Raw genomic sequence first — 21,502 nt, forward strand, 5'->3', positions numbered from 1 at the left:
AATTGAATTATTTCTCATGTCAACAAACTTAACAAGATGATTGACATTTTAGATAATTTAAGATTATTATTAGTTTAGCGACCCGTCACGAATAAAATCGCGACGGGTTATTTTTATATACTAAGATAATTTCATGAGGTGAGTTATCTATCAAGGAGGAACCACTATGTCGATGATCGAATTCAAAGATGTCAATAAATTTTATGGAGATTTTCATGCATTGACGGACATCAATTTAAAGGTAGAGGCTGGGGAAACGGTTGTTTTAATTGGGCCATCTGGTTCAGGAAAGTCAACGTTAATTCGCACGATAAATGGTTTGGAACCGGTTCAGGGGGGACAGCTAATCGTTAATGGGCAAGATTTAGCGAATCCCAAGACTGATATGAACCGTACACGTAAGAATGTTGGTATGGTTTTTCAACACTTCAACTTGTATGCGAATAAATCAGTATTAGAAAATATTATGTTAGCACCACGATTGGTGTTACATCGTGATGAGACTGAAAATAAGAAAGTTGCGATGGAACTGCTTGAGCGTGTTGGATTAGTTGATCAGGCTGAAAAGTCACCTGCTGCACTTTCTGGTGGACAACAACAGCGTATTGCCATTGCACGTTCACTTGCAATGAAGCCAAAGGCCCTATTATTTGATGAGCCAACTTCAGCGTTGGACCCTGAAATGATTAATGGTGTATTGCAGATTATTCAAGATATCGTTAGTGATTCATCAATGACAACATTAGTTGTGACTCACGAAATGGGCTTTGCTAAGAAGGTTGCGGACCGTGTTATTTTTATGGATAAGGGTCAAATTTTAGAGGATTCACCTACTGAAGAATTCTTTGCTAATCCAAAGGAGCCACGTGCACGGGAATTCCTCTCACAAATTATTCGTTAAGGAGGCGCAACATGAAAAGTAAGTTTCAAGTTGTTATGAAGTCAATTCTTGCAGCTGCTGCAGTCACCTTATTTGCTGGGGCAACCGGGGAAACAGTTATTCATGCAGATACTGCTAAAAACGAGACATATAATCGCATTATGAAAACTAATCGCATGAATTGGGGTGTGAAAGGTGATACCAAATTAATGGGTTTGATGAACATCAAGACAGGTAAACTTGAAGGGTTTGATGTTGATATGGCTAAAGAAATTACAAAGCGTGTCAATCCAAAAGCTAAAGTAGAATATACACAAATTACATCTGGTACACGTGTCCCAATGTTGTTAAACGGTAATATTGATGCCATTATTGCAACGATGTCGATTACACCTGATCGACAAAAAGTCGTTGATTTTTCACAATCATATTTTAATGCCGGACAATCGATTTTGGTTAAAAAATCAAGTAAGTATCATAATGTCAAACAATTGAATACACCTAAAGCACGTGTGTTAGCTGTGCAAGGATCAACATCAATTGATGAAATTAAAGAGTTTGCGCCAAAAGCCAAGGTTGTTGGGTTACAAGATTACGCTACAGCATTAACTGCTTTGAAAGCTGGTCAAGGGGATGCCCTAACAACTGATAATGGTATTCTCTATGGTATGGCAGCAGGGTCGAAGACATTGGAAGTTCGTGGTGGTACTTTTACGAAGGAACCATACGGGGTGGCAATGCAAAAACAAAATCCTAAGTTAGTGAAGGCTGTCAATAAGGCAATTGATGATATTAAGTCAGATGGTACTTATGCTAAGATGGCTAAGAAATGGTTCGGCAATGTTAAGGGTATGAACTGGAAGGAGTTGGCTAAAGAATGATCTCATTATTTCAATCACACGCTGGTGAATTTCTGACTGGATTTGGCTGGACAATTGCTTCATCAATTCTAGCTTTGATTGGTTCATTAATATTAGGAACAGTTTTTGCCTTAATGGAAGTTGTGCCTAATAAATTAGTCAACATCATCGGGCGTATTTATATCGAAGTTGTTAGAAATATTCCGCTATTAGTTATCACAATGTTCTTTTATGTTGTTATTGCCAATGTTATTAAAATCAGTGGTTTTGCAGCAGGAACCTTTGGATTAACACTATATACGTCAGCCTTTATTGCTGAAACAGTGCGTGCAGGTATTAATGCTGTTCCAAAAGGACAGTTAGAGGGTGCTATGTCAAATGGACTTTCGTGGTGGCAAGGTATGCGTTATATTGTTTTACCACAAGCATTCAAACTGGTGATTCCACCACTCGGTAATCAATTTATTAATTTAATTAAAAACTCATCAGTTCTAGCGTTCGTTGCAGGGCTAGATTTGATGTATCAAGCAAATCAGATTTCACAAATGACTTTTGACACATTTGGCCCATTTATTATTGTTGGTATATTCTATCTTATTCTAACGATGCCAATGAGTTATTATATGCGTTATTTGGAAAACAGACTTGAAAAGAATGGAGGTCGCGCATGAGTGAGTTCTTTTCAGCATTTTCGTGGGTGAATATGCGTTTCTTGATGATGGGACTAGGAGTAACGATTGAGGTAGCAGTTGTTTCAATTATCCTGAGTTTCATTATTGGTTCAATTTTGGGAGTGGTTAGGTATGTCAAAATTCCTTATGTCTCACAAATTATCGGATTTATTATTGATTTGATTCGTAATTTGCCATTGCTATTAATTATCTTTTTCACCTATTTTGCTTTGCCAAAAATTGGGATTCATTTTGGTGTCATCACATCGACAATCTTTGCATTGACGATTTTTGAATCTGCAATGCTGGCAGAAATTATTCGTTCAGGTATTTTAGCTGTTCCTAAGGGCCAATTAGAAGGTGCGTTATCAAATGGATTAAACTTTAAGCAAGCTTTGTGGCACATTATTTTACCGCAAGCCTATAAGAAAATGATTCCGCCAATTGTGTCACAATTTGTGTCTTTGATTAAGGATACGTCACTGGCAACGATTATTATGTTGCCTGAAGTGACTTATCGTGCCCAAATTGTGTATGCACAAGAACCTAGCGCAATCATTTCAATGTTCTTTGCATTAGCAGTCATTTACTTTATCCTAAACTTTATTATTTCAAAGATTGGTGATATATTAGATCGTCGTATGACAGCCTAAATTGGTGATGCTTTTATGAAAGGAAGTTCTTAATCGTTGAGAACTTCCTTTTTATTTAGGAAAAATGAGAAAATGACAAAAGTATAAAATGAACTGATTATGAGATAGATTACTAAAAATAAAATAGCGTTAGCAAACATTTATAAAGATATAAATGATGTGTTATTTATATATTCAAAAAGATTGTTTTATTAAAATGAACTTAAAAAAATCGTTGACTATGATTTAAGTTTATTATATGATTATGAAAAAGTTATCACGTTATATGAATGTGGTTAGGAAATGGGGACAAATATGAATAAGACATTAAAGGTTAGTGCCTTGTTGTCTGGTGCGGTTATCTTAGGATCAGCTTTTGTACCAGTAACGGCTAGTGCCGCTAAGTATAAGACAATTAATTGGACTGAAAGTGCTAATGTTGGGACGATGGATCCTTCGAAGACAACTGCCGCCATTGATTTTAATTACTTACAATCAATCGGTGAGGGATTGTACCGTATGGACAAGTCTGGTAAACCACAATTGGCTGGTGCAACATCTGTTGATAAGTCAGACGATGGTTTAACTTTGACATACCATTTGCGTGATATGAAGTGGTCTAACGGTGATCCTGTTACTGCAGGTGATTATGTTTATGGTTGGCAACGTACGAACGATCCAAAGACTGCTTCACAATATGCTTACCTATATTCAGGCATTAAGAATGCCGATGAAGTACAAAAGGGTGATAAGCCGGTCAGTGATTTAGGTGTTAAGGCACTTGATGACAAGACATTGCAAGTCACACTTGAGCGACCAATGCCACAATTAGAATCAGTATTAACAATGGCAACTTTTGAACCACAAAATAAGAAGTTTGTTGATAAAGTTGGTAAGAAGTATGGTACTGCTGCAAAGTATACGATCTCAAACGGACCATATACGATGAAGGGTTGGACAGGTTCAAACAACAAGTTCTCTTTGGTTAAGAACCCAACGTATTGGGATGCTAAGACTGTAAAGACGCCAAAGATTACGATTCAAACAATTAAGGATCAAAATACAGGATATAACTTGTACAAGTCAAAGAAGGTTGACTATACAACCTTATCACCTGACCAATATAAGGCCTCAAAGAATAAGAAAGATTATGTTGTTATTTCACAAGCTTCAACAGCGTTCATTGAATTTAATGAACACAAGAAGCCTTTGAATAATAAAAATATCCGTATGGCTTTGTCAAAGTCGATTGATCGTAAGACAATGGCTTCAAAAATTCTTGGTGGTACTGGAACACCAGCAACTTCATTTACATCAACTAAGTTAGCAAAGGATCCAGCAACTGGTAAGGACTTCGCTAAGGTGGCTTCTGATAAGTCAGCTGTTGGCTACAACTTGAAAGAAGCAAAGAAGTTGTGGAAGCAAGGATTGAAGGAAACTGGTAAGAAGAAGGTTACCTTGCAATACTTGACTGACGATACTGATGGTGCAAAGCGTTCTGCACAATTTATCCAATCACAAATGGAAAAGTTGCCTGGTTTGAAGGTGACAATTAAGACAGTACCATTCAAGCAACGTATCTCATTAGCTAATGAAAAGAAGTTTGATATGGTTAACACTATTTGGGGTGCTGATTACGCTGATCCATCAACGTTCTTGGACTTGTATACATCTGACTCATCATTTAACCATGGTAGTTGGAAGAATACTGATTACGATAATGCAATGAAGGCAGCTAAGACAACTGATGTAAATGATGCAACGAAGCGTTACGCTGACTATGCTAAGGCTGAAAAGTTGCTACAACAGGATGCCGCAGTTGCACCAGTTTACTACCAAGCTAAGCCATCACTATTGAATCAATCAGTTAAGGGTGTTGTTTCAAATACAGTTGGCGCACCATTCGATTGGAAGTGGGCTTACAAGAAGTAATATTCTCAGTGAAACTGATAAAAATCGACTAATGTAAAAAAGGAGGGGGTGTGACAAATAATATATTTGTCCTGCTCTCTCATTTTTTTATCCTTAAAAATACACAATATTATTGGTTAAAAAAGTGGATTTTTAGAAAATAAGCGTGAGTTTCATTATTAGTTTGCAAAACAGTGTGACAAAAGAAAAAATAAATGAAAACCCATTAAAAAAATTGATTTTTCATCAATGTAAGCGATGGCATTTTAATAAAAAATTAAATATTTATGTGAGCTTTTATAACAAACTCTTTTACAATCACACAACGTCTGGTAGAATTAAAAACATCTAATTAATAGCTATGAGATATGAGAGTATGGTTGTTTTCGAAATGACTTTCTAGCATATTATGAGTAGAAACAAAAATAGGGAAGGCATGGCCATGTTCAAATATATAATTAAACGGTTAGCAATTATTGTGTTAACTTTGATCTTGATTATTTCGGCAACATTTTTCTTAATGAAGCTGATGCCAGGATCACCGTTGGCTAACGCAGAACGTTTATCTGCCAGTCAACAAAAGTTGATTGAAGCTCAATATGGATTGGATAAGCCCGTTATTGTGCAATATGTGACTTATCTTTGGGATGCACTACATTTTAATTTTGGTGTTTCATTCCAATTCGCAAATCAAGAAGTATCGACTTTGGTTGCCCAGCGCCTTGGTCCTTCAGCACAACTAGGAATTCAAGCATTAATCTTTGGCTTGATTGCGGGTACTGGTCTTGGTGCAGCAGCTGCAGTTCGTCGTAATACTAAGACTGATACATTTCTATCAATCTTAGCCGTTCTTGGTATCTCAATTCCTTCATTCGTATTCGCAGCTTTACTACAATACTGGATTGGACTAAAGTTGGGTTGGTTACCAATTGCTGGTTGGAAAGGTTTTGCAGCAACTATTTTGCCAACCATCGCTTTAGGCATGAGTCCATTAGCAACGTCAGCTCGTTTCATTCGAACTGAAATGGTTGATGTGCTTGGTTCAGATTACATAGAATTAGCTCGTGCGAAGGGCTTATCAAAGAATGAAATTATTTGGAAACACGCTTTGCGTAATTCATTGATTCCATTGGTCACATTGATTGGACCAATGGCGGTTAATTTGTTGACTGGATCAATTGTTGTGGAGAACATCTTCTCGATTCCTGGTATTGGTAGTCAATTCGTTGATTCAATTTTGACAAATGATTATCAAATCATCATGGGAACAACGATTGTTTATTCAATGATGTTGATGGTCGTTTTGTTGTTAACCGATATCTTGTACGGAATTATTGATCCACGTATACGATTGGCCAAATAAGGAAGGAGTAGCTAATGTCTGAAAAAGTAAATTTAACAGCAGATGATTTTCAATTGCTTCCCGCTGATCGTCAAACTGACAATGAAAAGATTTTAAAGCCATCTGTCAGTTTCTTAAAAGACGCTTGGCGTCGTTTAAAAAAGAATAAGGGTGCTTTTATCTCGCTTTGGGTATTGATCTTTGTTTTTGTAGTTGCATTTGCTTCAACGCCAGTTGCTAATTCAACCGCAACTGCTCGTCAAGATGTGACGATTCAAAACTTACCGGCTCGTTTACCAGGTGTACTAGGTGATATTCCTGGATTTACTGGTGAAGCTAAGCTGGATGGAAAAAAGGTCGACCAATACAAATCAGCAGGGGTTTCTGATAAGAAAAATTACTGGTTTGGAACAGATCAATTTGGACGAGATATCTTCAAACGTGTTTTATATGGTACGCGTATTTCATTGGAAGTTGCATTGATTGCAACTTTGATGGATTTGGCCTTTGGGGTTGCTTATGGTATTCTCTCAGGTTGGCGTGGTGGTAAGACAGATATGGTCATGCAACGAATTATTGAAATCGTGTCATCAATTCCTAATTTAGTTGTTTTCGTGCTATTGATTTTAGTTATGAAGCCAGGTATGCTTTCAATTTCATTAGGAATTGCTTTGACATCATGGACGTCGATGGCCAGATTGGTCAGGGCACAAGTTTTGACAGCGAAAGAACAAGATTATATTTTAGCTGCACGGACATTAGGTTCGTCTACTTGGCGGATTGGGTTACGGCATTTGGTACCTAATCTAAGCTCGACAATTATCGTTCAACTAATGTTTACCATTCCATCTGCAATCTTCTTTGAGGCATTGCTCTCATTTATTGGATTGGGTATTCCGGTACCGATGGCATCGTTGGGTACTTTGTTAAATGATGGACAAAAAGCCATGCAATTCTACCCTTATCAATTAGTTATTCCGGCAGTCGTTTTGGGAATTATTATGATTGCATTTAACTTATTAGGTGATGGATTACGTGATGCGTTTGATCCACGTACAAAGGATTAATGGAAGAGAGTGAAGATATGGCAGAGAAAATTCTTGAAGTTGATGACCTTAAAATCAATTTCAATACTTATAATGGAAGTGTTCAGGCCATCCGCGATGTTTCATTTGATTTGTACAAAGGTGAGACATTAGCAATTGTGGGTGAATCAGGATCGGGAAAATCAGTCACAACACGTTCATTGATGGGATTGTTAGCCAAAAATGCCCGTGTTGAAAAGGGATCAATTACCTTTAAAGGTGAGGAAATCATTGGCAAATCAGAAGCACAAATGCAAAAAATTCGTGGTTCTGAAATTGCAATGATTTTCCAAGATCCTATGACATCATTAGATCCAACGATGAAAATTGGACAACAGATTGCAGAACCATTAATTAAACATCAACATTTAAGTAAGAAAAAAGCTTGGGAAAAAGCTTTAGAAATGATGAAATTAGTGGGTATTCCCAATGCAAAAGCTCATATTAATGATTATCCCCACCAATTTTCTGGTGGTATGCGACAACGTATTGTTATTGCGATTGCACTGATTGATAATCCAGAGATTTTGATTGCTGATGAACCGACGACTGCTTTGGATGTGACCATTCAAGCCCAAATTCTTCATTTAATGAAGGATATTCAAGAAAAATCAGAGACATCAATCATTTTCATTACGCATGATTTGGGTGTGGTTGCCGGAATGGCTGATCGTGTTGCTGTAATGTATGCTGGTGAGATTATTGAAATTGGTAAAGTTGATGAAGTCTTTAACTTTCCACAACATCCATATACGTGGGGCTTGCTAAATTCAATGCCAACGACTAAAACAGAACGTGGTAAGTTGGAAGCTATTCCAGGAACGCCACCTGATCTGTTGAATCCACCGATTGGTGATGCCTTTGCACCACGTAATCGCTATGCTATTGCAGCTGATGAAAAGGTGAAACCACCTTATTTCAAGTTATCACAGACACATTATGCTGCAACTTGGTTGTTAGACGAAAGAGCACCGGAAGTTGAGCCACCGTTAGAGGTGCAAAAGCGATGGGCACGTTTCCAAGCTGAACATCCAGAAGCGGACCGTTCAAAGGCTGTTCCAGTCGATAATGCTGCTGTTCTAGGAAATGGAGGTGGCAAATAATGGCTGATGATCGTAAGAAGTTAGTTGAAATACAGGGATTAGATATTACTTTTAATGAAGGAAAATCTAATGAAACAAAAGCGGTTCAAAATGCTTCCTTTGATATCTATGAAGGTGAAACTTTTGGTTTGGTTGGGGAATCAGGATCAGGTAAGACAACAATAGGTCGTGCCATTATGAAACTATATGAACCAACAAATGGTAAGATTTTATTTGAAGGTGAAGACCTTGCAAAGTTAAAGAAGCATGATAAACTAAGCAAGTTCCATCAAGCAGTGCAAATGATTTTCCAAGACCCACAAGCATCTCTTGATTTACGTATGAAAGTTAAGGATATTGTAGCGGAAGGTATTGATGTTAATCATTTAGCAAAAGATGCAGCAGATCGTTCTAAGCAAGTTGAAGATCTATTGGAAATTGTTGGTTTAAACCGTGACCATTCTAGTCGTTACCCACATGAATTTTCAGGTGGTCAACGGCAACGTATTGGTATTGCGCGGGCACTTGCAGTGCGCCCCAAATTCATCATTGCTGACGAACCTATTTCAGCATTGGATGTTTCGATTCAAGCACAAGTGGTTAATTTGCTGAAAGATTTACAAGTCCAACAAGGATTAACTTATTTGTTTATTGCCCACGATTTGTCGATGGTCAAGTATATCTCAGATCGTATTGGTGTTATGCACTGGGGTAAAATGGTTGAAATAGGATCTGCCGATGAAGTCTATAATCATCCGCTACATGATTATACGCGTTCATTGTTGAGCTCGATCCCGGTACCCGATCCAAGCGTTGAAGAGCAACGTGTACCATTGGTATATGATCCAACTGATGAATTAGATGGACGTGATAGACAAATGGTTGAAATCGCCCCACAACATTTTGTTTGGGCCGGTGAAGATGAAGTTGCCATGTATCAAGAACGTGCTCGTGAATTCGGGTTAATTGATTAAAAATGAAAATAAGACGGAAGAATGTGTAAGCTCTGACTGATTTGAGCAACAATCTTTCGTCTTATTTTATTCGGGTCAATTTTATCGTGATGAGCGTTTATGTTATAATTATACGATACAAATAAAAGAATAGGTTAGGTGAGACGGGTGAGAAATTTTACAGCGTTACCGACATTCTTTAAAAATCAGCGCCTTGCTGGCATGGCAACCTTAGTATCGTTCATTGCAATTGTGGGGTCAATTTTGGCCTGGTTGGTTAATTGGATTGTCGGTATTATTTGGTTAGTTTTAGTTGTCATTGCGCTAATAGTCATTTTTAAAACACTACAAGACTTGAGCGAACAAACAACCCATTATATTGAAAATTTATCTTATCGCATTAATCGTGGTGAGCAAGAAGCCATTATTCAAATGCCACTAGGTGTTATTCTTTTTACAGATGATGGAGAAATTGAATGGGTCAATCCTTATTTGCAACAATTATTAGGTGATGAAACGATTGTTGGCAGCGATTTGCAGCAGGTGTCTGAGCAATTAGCTGAAATTGTTACTGTGTGGCCAGATGAAACTAAGAGAATTACAGAATTGAATTGGTTGGGTCATATTTTTCAATTACAAGTGCAGCCAGAGTTGAATGCGGTCTATCTAATGGATCGGACAACATCTGCTAAAATATCAGCAGATTATGAAAATCATAAATTATTTTTAGGGATTGTATCGCTTGATAATTATGATGAAGTAACCGAAGGTATGAGTGATGCAGATGCATCGACATTACGTACATATGTCACGAAAACGTTATCTGATTGGATGGCGGACCATGATATCTACGTTCGGCGTTTATCAGTTGATCGGTATTTAATGATTGGTTACCGCGAAGCATTGAAGAAAGCAGAAAATGATAAATTTAATCTGTTAAAAGCCATTCGTGAGTCAACTTCAATGCAAAATGCACAAATTACATTAAGTATTGGGATTGCTTATAATGAAATGGCTATCGATGTATTAGCTGAAAATGCACAAGCTAACTTGGACTTGGCATTAGGTCGTGGTGGCGATCAGGTTGTTGTGAAGTCATCTACTGGTTCTGCAAGGTTCTATGGGGGAAATACAAATCCAATGGCAAAAAGAACGCGTGTTCGTGCACGTGTGATTTCACAAGCTTTGGCTGATTTGTTTGACCAAGCGGATCAAGTGTTTGTCATGGGGCACAAACGACCAGATATGGATTCGTTTGGTGGCGCCTTAGGTGTTCGGCGGTTAGCTGAAATGTTGGGTAAACCAGCTTGGATTGTTTATGAAGAAACGGGCCAAGAGCACTCTGATATTCAATTATTATTGGGTCAGTTAGCGGAAGATGCTTCCGATGAGAATGCGATGCTCACACCGAGTGAAGTGTTAAGTCAGATGACGGATCAAAGTTTGTTAGTTATTGTTGATCATTCGAAGCCATCGTTATCAGAGTCACAAGAAGTATACGAAGCAATGAAAGACCGTGTTGTTATTATTGATCACCATCGACGTGGTGAAGAGTTTCCTGAAGAACCACAATTGGTGTATGTGGAATCGTATGCGTCATCAACTTCAGAATTGGTTGCAGAATTATTTGAGTATCAACCACGTCGTGCCCAAGGACTTAGACGTTTGGAAGCAACGGCAATGTTAGCTGGTATTCAAATTGATACGAAGTCATTTACATTACGGTCAGGTACACGAACGTTTGATGCGGCAAGTTATTTACGTGCCGTGGGCGCAGACGGAACTTTATTACAAGACTTTATGAAAGAGTCGGTTGATTCGTATCGAAATCGGGCACATCTTATTGAACGTGCGCAAATACATGATACAGTTGCCATTGTTGTTGGTGAAGATGATGTGCAGTATGATTCAGTCGTTGCAGCACAAGCATCAGACTCATTGTTACAAATGATTGGTGTGTCTTCAGCATATGTTATTACACGTAGAGATACCGATACTGTTGCTGTTTCTGCTCGTTCTACAGGAACCGTTAGTGTCCAATTAGTAATGGAAGCAATGGGTGGCGGTGGTCATTTAAGTAATGCGGCTACCCAAGTTAAAGAAGCGACCACTGAAGATGTTTACCAGATGTTGTTGACCGAACTTAATAAAGATAGTGATCAAGAAAATTAGTTAGAAGAAGGTATGAATAGTGAAAGTTATTTTCTTAGAAGATGTTAAGGGTCGTGGGAAAAAAGGTGAAGTAAAAAATGTGCCAGATGGTTACGCTAATAATTTCTTGATTAAGAATCATAAGGCGCAAGCAGCAACAAATGCCAACGTCTCTGCTTTACGGGGTCAGAAGAAAGCGGCGGATCGTGAGGCTGCTGAAGAAAAAGAAGCAGCAATTGCTTTAAAAAATAAATTAGAAGATGATGCAACTGTTGTTGAGTTAAAAGCAAAAGCAGGTAAAGATGGGCGTTTGTTTGGTGCGATTTCATCAAAACAAGTAGTGGCAGCTTTGTTAAACCAGTACGATATTAAAATTGATAAGCGCAAAATGGATATGAAAGAACCTATTCGCGCATTGGGTTATCGTAATGTTAAGGTGAAACTTCATCGTGATGTTGAAGCAACAATTCGTGTTCACACGGATGAACAATAACCTATCAGTTGAGATATTGTCATCATATCTCATCAAAGAGCCAGTAATCTAACCATTTTTATTTGGTGGGTTGCTGGTTTTAAACTAGTGTCAAAAGATGACAGTAACGATAGGCAAAATTGTTGGTTATTTGATACAATGAGAAATGGATTATTTGTGAAAGGAGGTTATGTTCACATGGCTGATCAAAATGAGGCTGCACCATTACAAGTGCCACAAGATGTTGAAGCAGAACAAGCTGTACTGGGGTCAATTTTATTAGCAACGGATCCACAAGATCTATTAGCTGATTTAATGACAATTCTGGAACCAGATGATTTTTATCGGACAGCACATCGCTTAATTTATTCAGCTATCTTAGCACTTGATGAGTCACAACGTGCTATTGATATCTTAACAATTACTGATGAATTGGATAAAGATAATCAAGTTGAAAATGTTGGTGGCATGGCCTACTTAACCGAATTAGCATCAAGCGTACCAGTTGCAGGTAATGCATTGTATTATGCACGCATTGTGCGTGAACGTTCAGTGCGCCGTAATATGATTGATACACTGCAGGATAGTTTGACACAAACATATGAGGGTAGTGATTCAGTTGATGATGCTGTGGCAGATCTTTCGACAAAGTTAGACTTAATTAACGGTGGCGAAAAAAGTGCCGATTTTAAAAATATTGCCGATGTTGTTAATAAGTCGTTCGAACAAATTGAACAAAATTCAAGAACTGATGAAACAGTAACTGGACTTGCTTCGGGTTTTCCAGCGTTAGATAATTTAACAACAGGCTTTCATGAAGGAGAAATGATTATTATTGCTGCTCGTCCGGCCGTAGGTAAAACGGCCTTCGTGCTAAACATTGCGCAAAAAGTGGCGGTTGCTGATCCGACATTGCCAGTGGTCATATTCTCATTGGAAATGCCAGACACGGCGTTAGTTAATCGTATGTTAGCAGCAGAGGGTAATATTAATTCACAACATATGCGAACGGGACAGTTAGAGTCAGACGAATGGAACGCATTGGCCGTGGCAACTGGTTCATTAGCACGAACGAACATTTACATTGATGATACACCAGGTATTAAGGTGACAGAGATTCGCTCAAAGTTACGACGCCTTTATAAGCGTGAAGGACGCTTAGGACTTGTGATCATTGATTATTTGCAATTGATTGAGGGAACTCGTAATGAAGGACGTCAACAAGAAGTCTCGGCAATTTCACGAGCAATCAAGATGATGGCGATGGAAATGAATGTGCCAATCATTGCATTGTCACAATTATCACGTAGTGTTGAGCAACGCCAAGATAAACGACCAATGTTATCAGATATTCGTGAATCTGGTTCTATTGAGCAGGATGCGGATATCGTGGCATTTTTATATCGTGATGATTATTATGAAAAATCAAACGATGATGCGGATAACCAAAATGATCCACGTGAGGAAGAGCAGCAAGATATTGGTGAAATTGAAGTTATTTTAGAGAAAAATCGTTCTGGTGCTCGTGGAACTGCACGATTATTATTTGTAAAATCATACAATAAATTTTCTAATATTGATTTTCATAATGAAGAGCCAGGTGGCTTTGGTTAACATGTAGATGTCGTAAATCGTGAAGAACGAGGTTGATGATTAAATTCATTAACCTCGCTCTATTTTGTGTGGGCAAAATGAAAAGAGGTTTATCATGCAAAGTACTGCGCAAGGAATGTCATTGCGCTGGTTATTAACAGCAAGTTTTATTAATAGTTTCGCGTTTGGCTTTATTTGGCCACTCACTTCGGTTTATTTATACAATGAGTTGTATCAAACCCTTGTAACTATTGGGTGGGTTATGATGGCGAATGCAATTGGTCAAGCAATTGGTTCAATTATTAGTGGACGTTTATTTGATCGCTTTAAACCCTATCAACTGATTCAGTTTGGTGTGATATTGATGATGATTTTGCAAATTGCGTTCATTTTATGGCATGGTTGGCCAATATATGCCATTATTTTAACGATGGTTGGCTTTTTTGGTGGCTGGTTGACAGCCGTAATTAATGCCTATGGGACACAAGTTCGGTCACATGATGGGCGATTCGTATTTAACATGCTGTATTTTATGAGTAATTTTGGGATGGTATTTTCAACAGCTTTAGTTGGACCAATTTATCCTTTCGGTATCACATGGTTATTTTTATTGGCGTTACTATTGTATATCGTGTTGTTTGTGATTGTACACGTGAAATTCCGGATTGATTTGGGCAATCAGAGTCGGGAAACATTAGCAACAAAAATAAGATTACCGAAATGGAATCTCGTACTTATTTATGCAAGTGTGTTAGGCTTAGTGATTTTATGGATTTCATATGCGCAATGGCAAGGAAATGTTTCTGTTTATATGAATAGTGTTCTGAAATTACCGCTTTGGCAATATTCTATTCTATGGACGATTAATGGTGTATTAATTGCAATTATTCAATTAGGGATGAATGCCTTAAATTTATCGGCTAATCGACGATCAATGTTTATTCAAATATTTGTCGGTATTATTATGTTTGGTTTGTCCTTTCTAGTGTTGCCTTTTAGTCACCATTTTGGTGGTTTTGCTTTGGCCATGATTATTACGACGATTGGTGAAGCAACTGCTTTCCCAATGATTCCTGCATTAGTTAATGAATTAACACCAATGGCTTTGAAAGGACGTTACCAAGGATTATCTGCTGCTGCACCTTCTGTTGGTAGAGCTGTTGGGCCTTTAGTAGGAGGTTTTATTATTCAGGCGCAAGGCTATCATACCTTATTCTATGCTGCTGCAGCATTGACGTTTGTGGCATTTACAGGTGTATTATTTAGTATTTTAGTGGGGTATAAACACACCATTCGTTATGAAGAAGACTAAGCAATCATGCTGAAAAAAGCGTATAACAAAAGATGATTTGAAAATCTCAATCTTTTGTTATACGCTTTTTAAATTATTTTGCTAATTTATCAATGCTATATTAAGATTAGATTAGAATACCGACAGAGGAGTAATGTATGACAGATCAAGAAAAAATAACGCTATTAAGTGATTTAGTTGCAATAAATACAGTGGCTGGTCATGAAGAAGCAGTTGCAAAATATTTACAGGCGTATTTTTTAGCACATGATATTAAAAGTCAATTAGTTTATGTGTCACCAGGCAGAGCGAATTTAGTTGCTGAAATTGGAGATGGACAAGGACCAGTGTTGGCTTTTGCTGGCCATATTGATACTGTTCATGAGGGGGATACAAGCACGTGGCAAACAGCCCCCTTTCAACTTGATGAACGTCATAACAAACTCTATGGTCGTGGCGTGACTGATATGAAAGGTGGCTTGGCCGATTTTGCCATGGCAATGGTTGAACTTCATGATGAAAAGCAATCGCTCCATGGAACGTTACGATTTATTGCGACTGTTGATGAAGAAGGAACAGAGACTGGTGCAAAAAAACTAGTTGCTGATGGTTATTTGGATGACGTTGATGCTGTCATCATTGGTGAACCCACTGGTGTCGCACTATCAGAAATTTCAGATTATTTTGCTAGTGGTGGTGCGGTTATCGATGAGCAAACGCTTACTAATTTAAAACAAGCAATGACTAATGCGACGGCAAAAGAACAACACTTTATATTTTTCGCTCACAAAGGATTTTTGGCATATGAAGTGACAGCAACTGGTAAAGCTGCCCATAGTTCTATGCCAAAATTAGGAATTAATGCCATCGATCATTTGATTACCTATTATCAAGCAGAAAAAAAGTTTTACGATGATTTAACTGAAGAAAGTCCAGTCTTGGCAAAAACGATGCAAGGGGCTAACGTTATTCGTGGTGGGAGTCAACCCAATTCAGTACCTGATTCTGCGACACTAACTGAATTTGCACGACTTATTCCTGAACTGCCAGCTGAAGAATTGATCGCACGACTAAGCCAATTAGTGACTGACGTTAATCGTACTGATGATACAATGCAGTTAAGTTTGCGTGTCAAGGCATACGATGATGCTGTTGTTGCACCTAAGGATGGACCGTTGATTAAAATGATACAATCAATCATTCCAAGTTATTTGTCTGAACCAGTTGCAGCCCCAGCAATCGCTGTATCATTGGGAACAGATGCGACCGAATTTTTGCGTGGTAATCCTAATATGCAGTTAGCCATTATTGGTCCAGGTAATACAACTGCGCACAAAGCAAATGAATATGTTGAACGTGATACTTATTTCGCAATGGTAGACGTGTATCGTCATATTGCACAACAGTATTTGAAGTAGCTTTAAGTTGATGAAATAAGGGGATGTTATCAAAAGGGCTTGGCTGCTCGTTTTTAAAAATGAGTAGTGCCAAGCCCTTAAAAGTCTAAAAAGTTTTAGTTGATATTTTTGTTGCTAGTGAAATGATGGCTAAATTAGTTTTCTTTTTCAATAAATCAATTGTTCAATTACTAGAACGATAAGCAACTTTCATGGTAGTCATTGTCTCACAAAAAATATGGATGCAATGCAGACCAACACCTTAGCGTTTTATGCTGCTTTATTATAACAAGACATTGTTTCGTAATTAAAAGCAACTTGCTATAATTAGAATAACTTGTGAAAGGATTTGGCTACGATGGAAGTATTAGAACAAGCATACGCAAAGTTAAATATTAGCCTTGATACCCCTTTTATTCATAAAAATGGTGAACAGGAGTGGGATATGTTAATGGTGGCCATCGATCTAGCTGACACGGTGACTATTCGCACAACGACTAATCATCAAAAAATTATTGTTGAATCAACAAGTGGCTTGTTACCTTTGAATGAAAAAAATTTAGCCTACCAAGCGGCGAAATTAATGCGTGATATGGCTGGTAAAAATGAAGGTATTGAAATTCATATTATGAAACGCATTCCAGTTGCAGCAGGATTAGGTGGTGGTTCATCGGATGCAGCAGCTGTATTACGTGGCTTAAATCGTATTTGGCAGCTGCACTATACAGAAGAAAAATTAGCAATTATTGGGCTACGTATTGATGCCGATGTCCCCTTTTGTGTTTATTCACGACCTGCTCGGGTACGTGGGCGTGGGGAAATTGTTGAGCCATTGCAACGGGCGTTACCAGCACTATGGATCATTGTCTCTAAACCAGGCATTAGCGTATCGACACCTAAAATTTTAAAGTTAGTTGATTATTCAGATATGCAACACGGTGATATGATTGGATTGATGCATGCAGTGAATGCAGGTGATTTTCAAGCGACTTATCATAAAATGTTCAATGTTCTTGAAACAATTACAGGCACAAAATATCCAGAAATTTTGAAATTAAAGCAAAAAATGTATGATTTTGGTGCTGATGCAGCGCAAATGTCTGGTACTGGGCCAACGGTTTTTGCAATTTCGGAAAAGGAATCTCGTGCGAAGCGGATTTATAATGCAGTGAGAGGATTTGTGCCAGAAACATACCTTGTGCGACTCGTAAATTAGTTAGTAAAATTAAGGTAAAATGGCATTGTTCGTCTTTTGTCTTATTTTTTTTAATTATTTAGCTTTAATAACCATAAAAACGAACAAAGTGCTTTACTTTTTGTTAACTACCCATTATATTTATATTGTAATTCGTAATAGACGAACAATATTGGTAATCATTTAGTAAAAGGGGATAAAAAATGGCTTCAAACGCAAAGATGTGGGTAGCAGGTGCTGCAGTGGTTATAATTGCAGGAGGCGCATATGCTGCCTTATCTGGAAACAAGTCAAATGATGCAAAGAGTGATAAGACTTCAATTGCTTTGGTAACTGATGGTGGTGGGATAGATGATAAGTCATTTAACCAATCAGCTTGGGAAGGTATGAAGTCATGGGCAAAGGCAAATAATGTCAAGCAAGGTAAGGGTGGTTATGCTTATTATCCTTCAAAGACAAGTGCTGATTTTACGACAAATATGGACCAAGCACGTTCAGATGGTTTTAAAAACATTTATGGTATTGGGTTCCAACTTGTCTCAACAATTAACGAGCAATCAAAAAAGCATCCAGATACAAATTATATGATTATTGACGATGTTGCTAAAGCTCGTAAGAATACCGTTTCAGTTACATTTAAATCAGAGCAATCATCATATTTGGCTGGTGTTGCAGCAGCAAAAACAACTAAGACAAATAAGGTTGGTTTTGTGGGTGGTATGAAGTCAGCTGTTGTTGAAACGTTTGAAGCTGGATTTACTGCAGGTGCAAAATCTGTTAATCCTGATATTAAAGTTGATGCACAATATGTTGGTAGCTTTACTGATGCAGGAAAGGGTAAGACGATTGCCTCAACGATGTATCAAAATGGTGCCGATGTGGTCTATTCTGCAGCTGGTGGTTCAGGTGCTGGTGTGTTTACTGAAGCAAAGGACTTAAACGAAAGTAAAAATGCGTCAGATAAGGTTTGGGTCGTTGGTGTTGACCGTGATCAAAATGCTGATGGTGCCTATACTGCCAAAGATGGTAAATCTAACTTTACACTAACGTCTGCTGTTAAGCGTGTTGGCAAGGCTGTTGTTGATGTCACGAACAAAACAGCGAAGGGTAATTTTCCTGGTGGAAAGCATTTGATTTATGGGTTAGATGATAAAGGTGTGGCTGTAACACGTGGTCATATGTCAAGTGATGCTTGGCAAGCTGTTCAAGATGCGAAGAAGAAAATTATTGATGGTGATGTGAAGGTACCAGCCGAATAATGAATAAAATCTAATTATCCAGATTAAGTTAAGAACAATAGTGCCTTAATAAGGCAACCCATAGAGTTGAATGAAAAACTGTCGATTATACCATTATAATTTGGTGAATTGATGGTTTTTTAGATTAACAGTTATAACTGATGATTATATTTTTTGAAAATGATCATACCAGTGAATTAAACGTAATGTTCGTTTTTGTATTAACTATGCTAGTATAATCCGAACGCTTTTATATTTTATTGATAATAAAATATAAAAATAACGTAATATGATCAAATAAAATGGATTATATATTTACTTTAAGTGTTATTTAAGGTATTATGAAGTTACTGCTTGAGGGGAAACGCAAAATATATTAGAAACACATATAGAGATATAATCCAGTATTATGGTATTAATATATTTCTAAGTCAGTGATGAGTGTTTTATAACCAATCACACTGAAAAAGTTAGACAGAAGATGGTGACAATGGTGTCATTATTAGTAATAATGCATATGTTTATGGAGTTAACAATCAACTGTTTGACTACCACCTATCCGTCGAAAGTGTCATAGAGATCGATAATAACGACACTGGTCGAAACCGTCCGCATGATGCGACGATGTTCGGCTTTTTTAGTTTGGCACAATAAAATTATGACAACTTTTTTGAGTAACATTCAGTAACCAAATATTTTTTAATATTTATAAAAATGTCGCCCACTGACAAACATATTGATTTCCGTTATACTTATTAACAAGTAATGAGAGCTGATAAGGAGAATATTAACGCATGGATAATGATGAAGAAGAACTACGTAATGACAAGTTACTAGATGCGATAGCAGTTTTTCGTGAAGAACAAAATGAGGTCACTGAACATAACTTTATCCAAGCACTAATTGATGCTGTTTTTATTGCACCAGTTAATTTTTCAGAACCTCCAATTATTAAAGATGATGGTGATGTAGAATTACCAGATGATGCACAAATGCAGTTAGTCACCTTTGAATTGGAAAATGGTAATGGTGTTTTCCCAGTATTTACGGATCTTGATGCCTATAATGCCCAGTCAATCGAGTCTGAATTACCGGTTTATCCATGGGGGATGGCACTAGCCGATTATTTGCCAATTTTGCAAAACGATGACGCTCAAAGTATTGAAGGATTAGCACTTAATCCATTCACAAATGGTATGCCGATTACACGTGATAATATTGCTTATATTGCCCAACAAGTTGCAGAACAGCAAACAGATGACACGACAGAGTCAACAGAGGGTGACAATGATATGGAAATTTCATCTGCTGAAGAAATTATTCCAACACCATTACGATACGAGTTGATTGGTATTGCAGATGATGCAATGGGGACTATCGAAAGTATGTATTTGCTGTGGTTAACAAATAATGATACAGATACGTCTAATTATCTGTTAGTGATCGATGGACCAGATCGGGATGCCGTTCAAGCGTTATACCAACAAATTGCAACTACTTTTGAAGAAAAGGCTGGGGATGAAGGTAGTGCGGTGGACATTGTTTTTGCTGATGATTTCCAAGTTGACTTATCTGAATTTGATAGTTTATATAATCGGACATTAGACTAACGTTGTGGGTTAATTTGTAAGATAGGAAGTTTAAGAGATAATGAATGAAGAAATTGATTTGACGATTATTGGTGCAGGACCTGTTGGGATGTTTGCAGGCTTTTATGCAGGATTACGTGAGTTAAACGTTGTGATTGTTGAAAGCCTGGCAGATTTAGGTGGTCAGGTGACTAACTTTTATCCCCAAAAAACCATTTTAGATATTGCTGGTTATAAAAATGTTACCGGTGAAGATTTGATTACTGATCTAACAACTCAGCTGTCTCAATTTGACCATAAAATATTACGGGGAACAACTGTAACAGATATTATTCCTGAGGATGATGGTTACCATATCCAAACAAATAATCAACAAGATTTTCATACGAAAGGTGTTTTGTTAGCGACAGGAGCAGGAGCTTTTGAACCACGTCAGATTGCAAGTGATTTATTGGGTGAGCATGTCCAAGCCAACATTCATTATTCGACACATGATATTGATACATTTCAAAATAAACGTGTCCTAGTTGCTGGTGGCGGCGATTCAGCAGTAGACATGGCATTGCAATTAGAATCAGTTGCAAAAACAGTCACTTTGACACATCGACGGGATAAATTTAGAGCACTAGAGCATAGTCTAACTAAGTTGGCAAACTCATCAATTGTGCTAGAGACACCATATACGATTAAACAAATTACTCGTGAAGAAACGGGCGCATTATTGGTGACATTACAACTAGCTCGTGCGGAAGAAACAAAAACAGTATTAGTTGACGAAGTGGTGATTAGTTATGGTTTCCAAACTGAAAATAAAATCATGGCAGGGTGGACAATTCAGCCTGAAGTTAATCAGCAGAATCAAGTATTAGTTGCTCAAAATATGGCAACCTCAGTTCCTAATATTTATGCCATTGGGGATGTTGCTGCTTACAATGGTAAATATGATGTGATTGCGACTGGTTTTGGTGAGGCACCCACGGCAATCAATGACATCATGACACGCATTTTGCCTGACATTAAAGGACCTGCTCATTCGACAGCATTAGTCGTTGAAGATGGTATGGTAAAACGTTAGTGATGCTTTTGTGAAAGCTTTATCAATTACTACTAAATATCATGAAAATTTGTTACAATAATAACGAACAAAATTAGAAAAAGAG

At 37.6% G+C, this 21,502-nt stretch carries 18 protein-coding genes; all 18 read left to right on the forward strand.

What is annotated here, in order from left to right:
* Positions 1-166: 166 nt before the first annotated feature.
* The 18 genes from ACSKY2_RS08710 to ACSKY2_RS08795 all read left to right on the forward strand — a co-directional run bounded on the left by ACSKY2_RS08710 (position 167) and on the right by ACSKY2_RS08795 (position 21,417).
* Positions 167-901: an amino acid ABC transporter ATP-binding protein gene (locus ACSKY2_RS08710; RefSeq protein WP_489840132.1), complete on the forward strand. Its 735-nt coding sequence runs from the start codon at positions 167-169 to the stop codon at positions 899-901.
* A gap of 11 nt (positions 902-912) precedes the next feature.
* Positions 913-1,761, forward strand: coding sequence for a transporter substrate-binding domain-containing protein (locus ACSKY2_RS08715; protein ID WP_489840131.1), 849 nt, complete (start codon positions 913-915; stop codon positions 1,759-1,761).
* Positions 1,758-2,411, forward strand: a complete 654-nt coding sequence (locus ACSKY2_RS08720) for an amino acid ABC transporter permease (RefSeq protein WP_489877479.1) — start codon at positions 1,758-1,760, stop codon at positions 2,409-2,411. The genes ACSKY2_RS08715 and ACSKY2_RS08720 overlap by 4 nt, the downstream gene beginning before the upstream one ends.
* On the forward strand, positions 2,408-3,064 hold the full coding sequence (locus ACSKY2_RS08725) for an amino acid ABC transporter permease (RefSeq protein ID WP_489877480.1): 657 nt from the start codon (positions 2,408-2,410) through the stop codon (positions 3,062-3,064). Before ACSKY2_RS08720 ends, ACSKY2_RS08725 begins: the two co-directional genes overlap by 4 nt.
* 294 nt (positions 3,065-3,358) lie before the next feature.
* On the forward strand, positions 3,359-4,975 hold the full coding sequence (locus ACSKY2_RS08730; protein WP_489877481.1) for a peptide ABC transporter substrate-binding protein: 1,617 nt from the start codon (positions 3,359-3,361) through the stop codon (positions 4,973-4,975).
* 421 nt (positions 4,976-5,396) lie between these two features.
* Entirely contained in the window at positions 5,397-6,317 is a 921-nt protein-coding gene (locus ACSKY2_RS08735; protein ID WP_489840127.1) for an ABC transporter permease, read from the forward strand.
* Positions 6,318-6,331: 14 nt separating this feature from the next.
* Positions 6,332-7,363: an ABC transporter permease gene (locus ACSKY2_RS08740; protein WP_489840126.1), complete on the forward strand. Its 1,032-nt coding sequence runs from the start codon at positions 6,332-6,334 to the stop codon at positions 7,361-7,363.
* 17 nt (positions 7,364-7,380) lie between these two features.
* A complete protein-coding gene (locus ACSKY2_RS08745; protein WP_489878247.1) occupies positions 7,381-8,484 on the forward strand; it encodes an ABC transporter ATP-binding protein in 1,104 nt (367 codons plus the stop codon).
* Entirely contained in the window at positions 8,484-9,437 is a 954-nt protein-coding gene (locus ACSKY2_RS08750) for an ABC transporter ATP-binding protein (protein WP_489840124.1), read from the forward strand. Before ACSKY2_RS08745 ends, ACSKY2_RS08750 begins: the two co-directional genes overlap by 1 nt.
* A gap of 147 nt (positions 9,438-9,584) precedes the next feature.
* Positions 9,585-11,588 carry a DHH family phosphoesterase gene (locus tag ACSKY2_RS08755; protein WP_489877482.1) on the forward strand — a complete coding sequence of 668 codons (2,004 nt, stop codon included), beginning with the start codon at positions 9,585-9,587 and terminating at the stop codon, positions 11,586-11,588.
* A gap of 19 nt (positions 11,589-11,607) precedes the next feature.
* Positions 11,608-12,060 (forward strand): 50S ribosomal protein L9, encoded by a 453-nt coding sequence (rplI, locus tag ACSKY2_RS08760; RefSeq protein ID WP_489840122.1) that lies wholly within the window; start codon positions 11,608-11,610, stop codon positions 12,058-12,060.
* A gap of 177 nt (positions 12,061-12,237) precedes the next feature.
* Entirely contained in the window at positions 12,238-13,653 is a 1,416-nt protein-coding gene (dnaB, locus tag ACSKY2_RS08765; protein ID WP_489840121.1) for a replicative DNA helicase, read from the forward strand.
* Positions 13,654-13,747: 94 nt separating this feature from the next.
* Positions 13,748-14,944 carry an MDR family MFS transporter gene (locus ACSKY2_RS08770; protein WP_489877483.1) on the forward strand — a complete coding sequence of 399 codons (1,197 nt, stop codon included), beginning with the start codon at positions 13,748-13,750 and terminating at the stop codon, positions 14,942-14,944.
* A 137-nt stretch (positions 14,945-15,081) separates the two neighbouring features.
* Positions 15,082-16,341 carry a M20/M25/M40 family metallo-hydrolase gene (locus ACSKY2_RS08775; protein WP_489877484.1) on the forward strand — a complete coding sequence of 420 codons (1,260 nt, stop codon included), beginning with the start codon at positions 15,082-15,084 and terminating at the stop codon, positions 16,339-16,341.
* A gap of 337 nt (positions 16,342-16,678) precedes the next feature.
* Entirely contained in the window at positions 16,679-17,536 is an 858-nt protein-coding gene (gene ispE / locus ACSKY2_RS08780) for a 4-(cytidine 5'-diphospho)-2-C-methyl-D-erythritol kinase (protein ID WP_489877485.1), read from the forward strand.
* 182 nt (positions 17,537-17,718) lie between these two features.
* Complete coding sequence (locus ACSKY2_RS08785) at positions 17,719-18,774, forward strand: BMP family lipoprotein (RefSeq protein ID WP_489877486.1); 1,056 nt, start codon at positions 17,719-17,721, stop codon at positions 18,772-18,774.
* 773 nt (positions 18,775-19,547) lie between these two features.
* A complete protein-coding gene (locus tag ACSKY2_RS08790; protein ID WP_489877487.1) occupies positions 19,548-20,363 on the forward strand; it encodes an SseB family protein in 816 nt (271 codons plus the stop codon).
* A gap of 40 nt (positions 20,364-20,403) precedes the next feature.
* Positions 20,404-21,417 (forward strand): NAD(P)/FAD-dependent oxidoreductase, encoded by a 1,014-nt coding sequence (locus ACSKY2_RS08795; RefSeq protein WP_489877488.1) that lies wholly within the window; start codon positions 20,404-20,406, stop codon positions 21,415-21,417.
* Positions 21,418-21,502 lie beyond the last annotated feature (85 nt).

It is taken from the genome of Weissella sp. ESL1156 (assembly GCF_058505625.1).

Coding starts and splice junctions, on each gene's coding strand:
- ACSKY2_RS08710 (WP_489840132.1), top strand. CDS start 167: ATGTCGATGATCGAATTCAAAGATGTCAATAAATTTTATGGAGATTTT.
- ACSKY2_RS08715 (WP_489840131.1), top strand. CDS start 913: ATGAAAAGTAAGTTTCAAGTTGTTATGAAGTCAATTCTTGCAGCTGCT.
- ACSKY2_RS08720 (WP_489877479.1), top strand. CDS start 1,758: ATGATCTCATTATTTCAATCACACGCTGGTGAATTTCTGACTGGATTT.
- ACSKY2_RS08725 (WP_489877480.1), top strand. CDS start 2,408: ATGAGTGAGTTCTTTTCAGCATTTTCGTGGGTGAATATGCGTTTCTTG.
- ACSKY2_RS08730 (WP_489877481.1), top strand. CDS start 3,359: ATGAATAAGACATTAAAGGTTAGTGCCTTGTTGTCTGGTGCGGTTATC.
- ACSKY2_RS08735 (WP_489840127.1), top strand. CDS start 5,397: ATGTTCAAATATATAATTAAACGGTTAGCAATTATTGTGTTAACTTTG.
- ACSKY2_RS08740 (WP_489840126.1), top strand. CDS start 6,332: ATGTCTGAAAAAGTAAATTTAACAGCAGATGATTTTCAATTGCTTCCC.
- ACSKY2_RS08745 (WP_489878247.1), top strand. CDS start 7,381: ATGGCAGAGAAAATTCTTGAAGTTGATGACCTTAAAATCAATTTCAAT.
- ACSKY2_RS08750 (WP_489840124.1), top strand. CDS start 8,484: ATGGCTGATGATCGTAAGAAGTTAGTTGAAATACAGGGATTAGATATT.
- dnaB (WP_489840121.1), top strand. CDS start 12,238: ATGGCTGATCAAAATGAGGCTGCACCATTACAAGTGCCACAAGATGTT.
- ACSKY2_RS08770 (WP_489877483.1), top strand. CDS start 13,748: ATGCAAAGTACTGCGCAAGGAATGTCATTGCGCTGGTTATTAACAGCA.
- ACSKY2_RS08775 (WP_489877484.1), top strand. CDS start 15,082: ATGACAGATCAAGAAAAAATAACGCTATTAAGTGATTTAGTTGCAATA.
- ispE (WP_489877485.1), top strand. CDS start 16,679: ATGGAAGTATTAGAACAAGCATACGCAAAGTTAAATATTAGCCTTGAT.
- ACSKY2_RS08785 (WP_489877486.1), top strand. CDS start 17,719: ATGGCTTCAAACGCAAAGATGTGGGTAGCAGGTGCTGCAGTGGTTATA.
- ACSKY2_RS08790 (WP_489877487.1), top strand. CDS start 19,548: ATGGATAATGATGAAGAAGAACTACGTAATGACAAGTTACTAGATGCG.
- ACSKY2_RS08795 (WP_489877488.1), top strand. CDS start 20,404: ATGAATGAAGAAATTGATTTGACGATTATTGGTGCAGGACCTGTTGGG.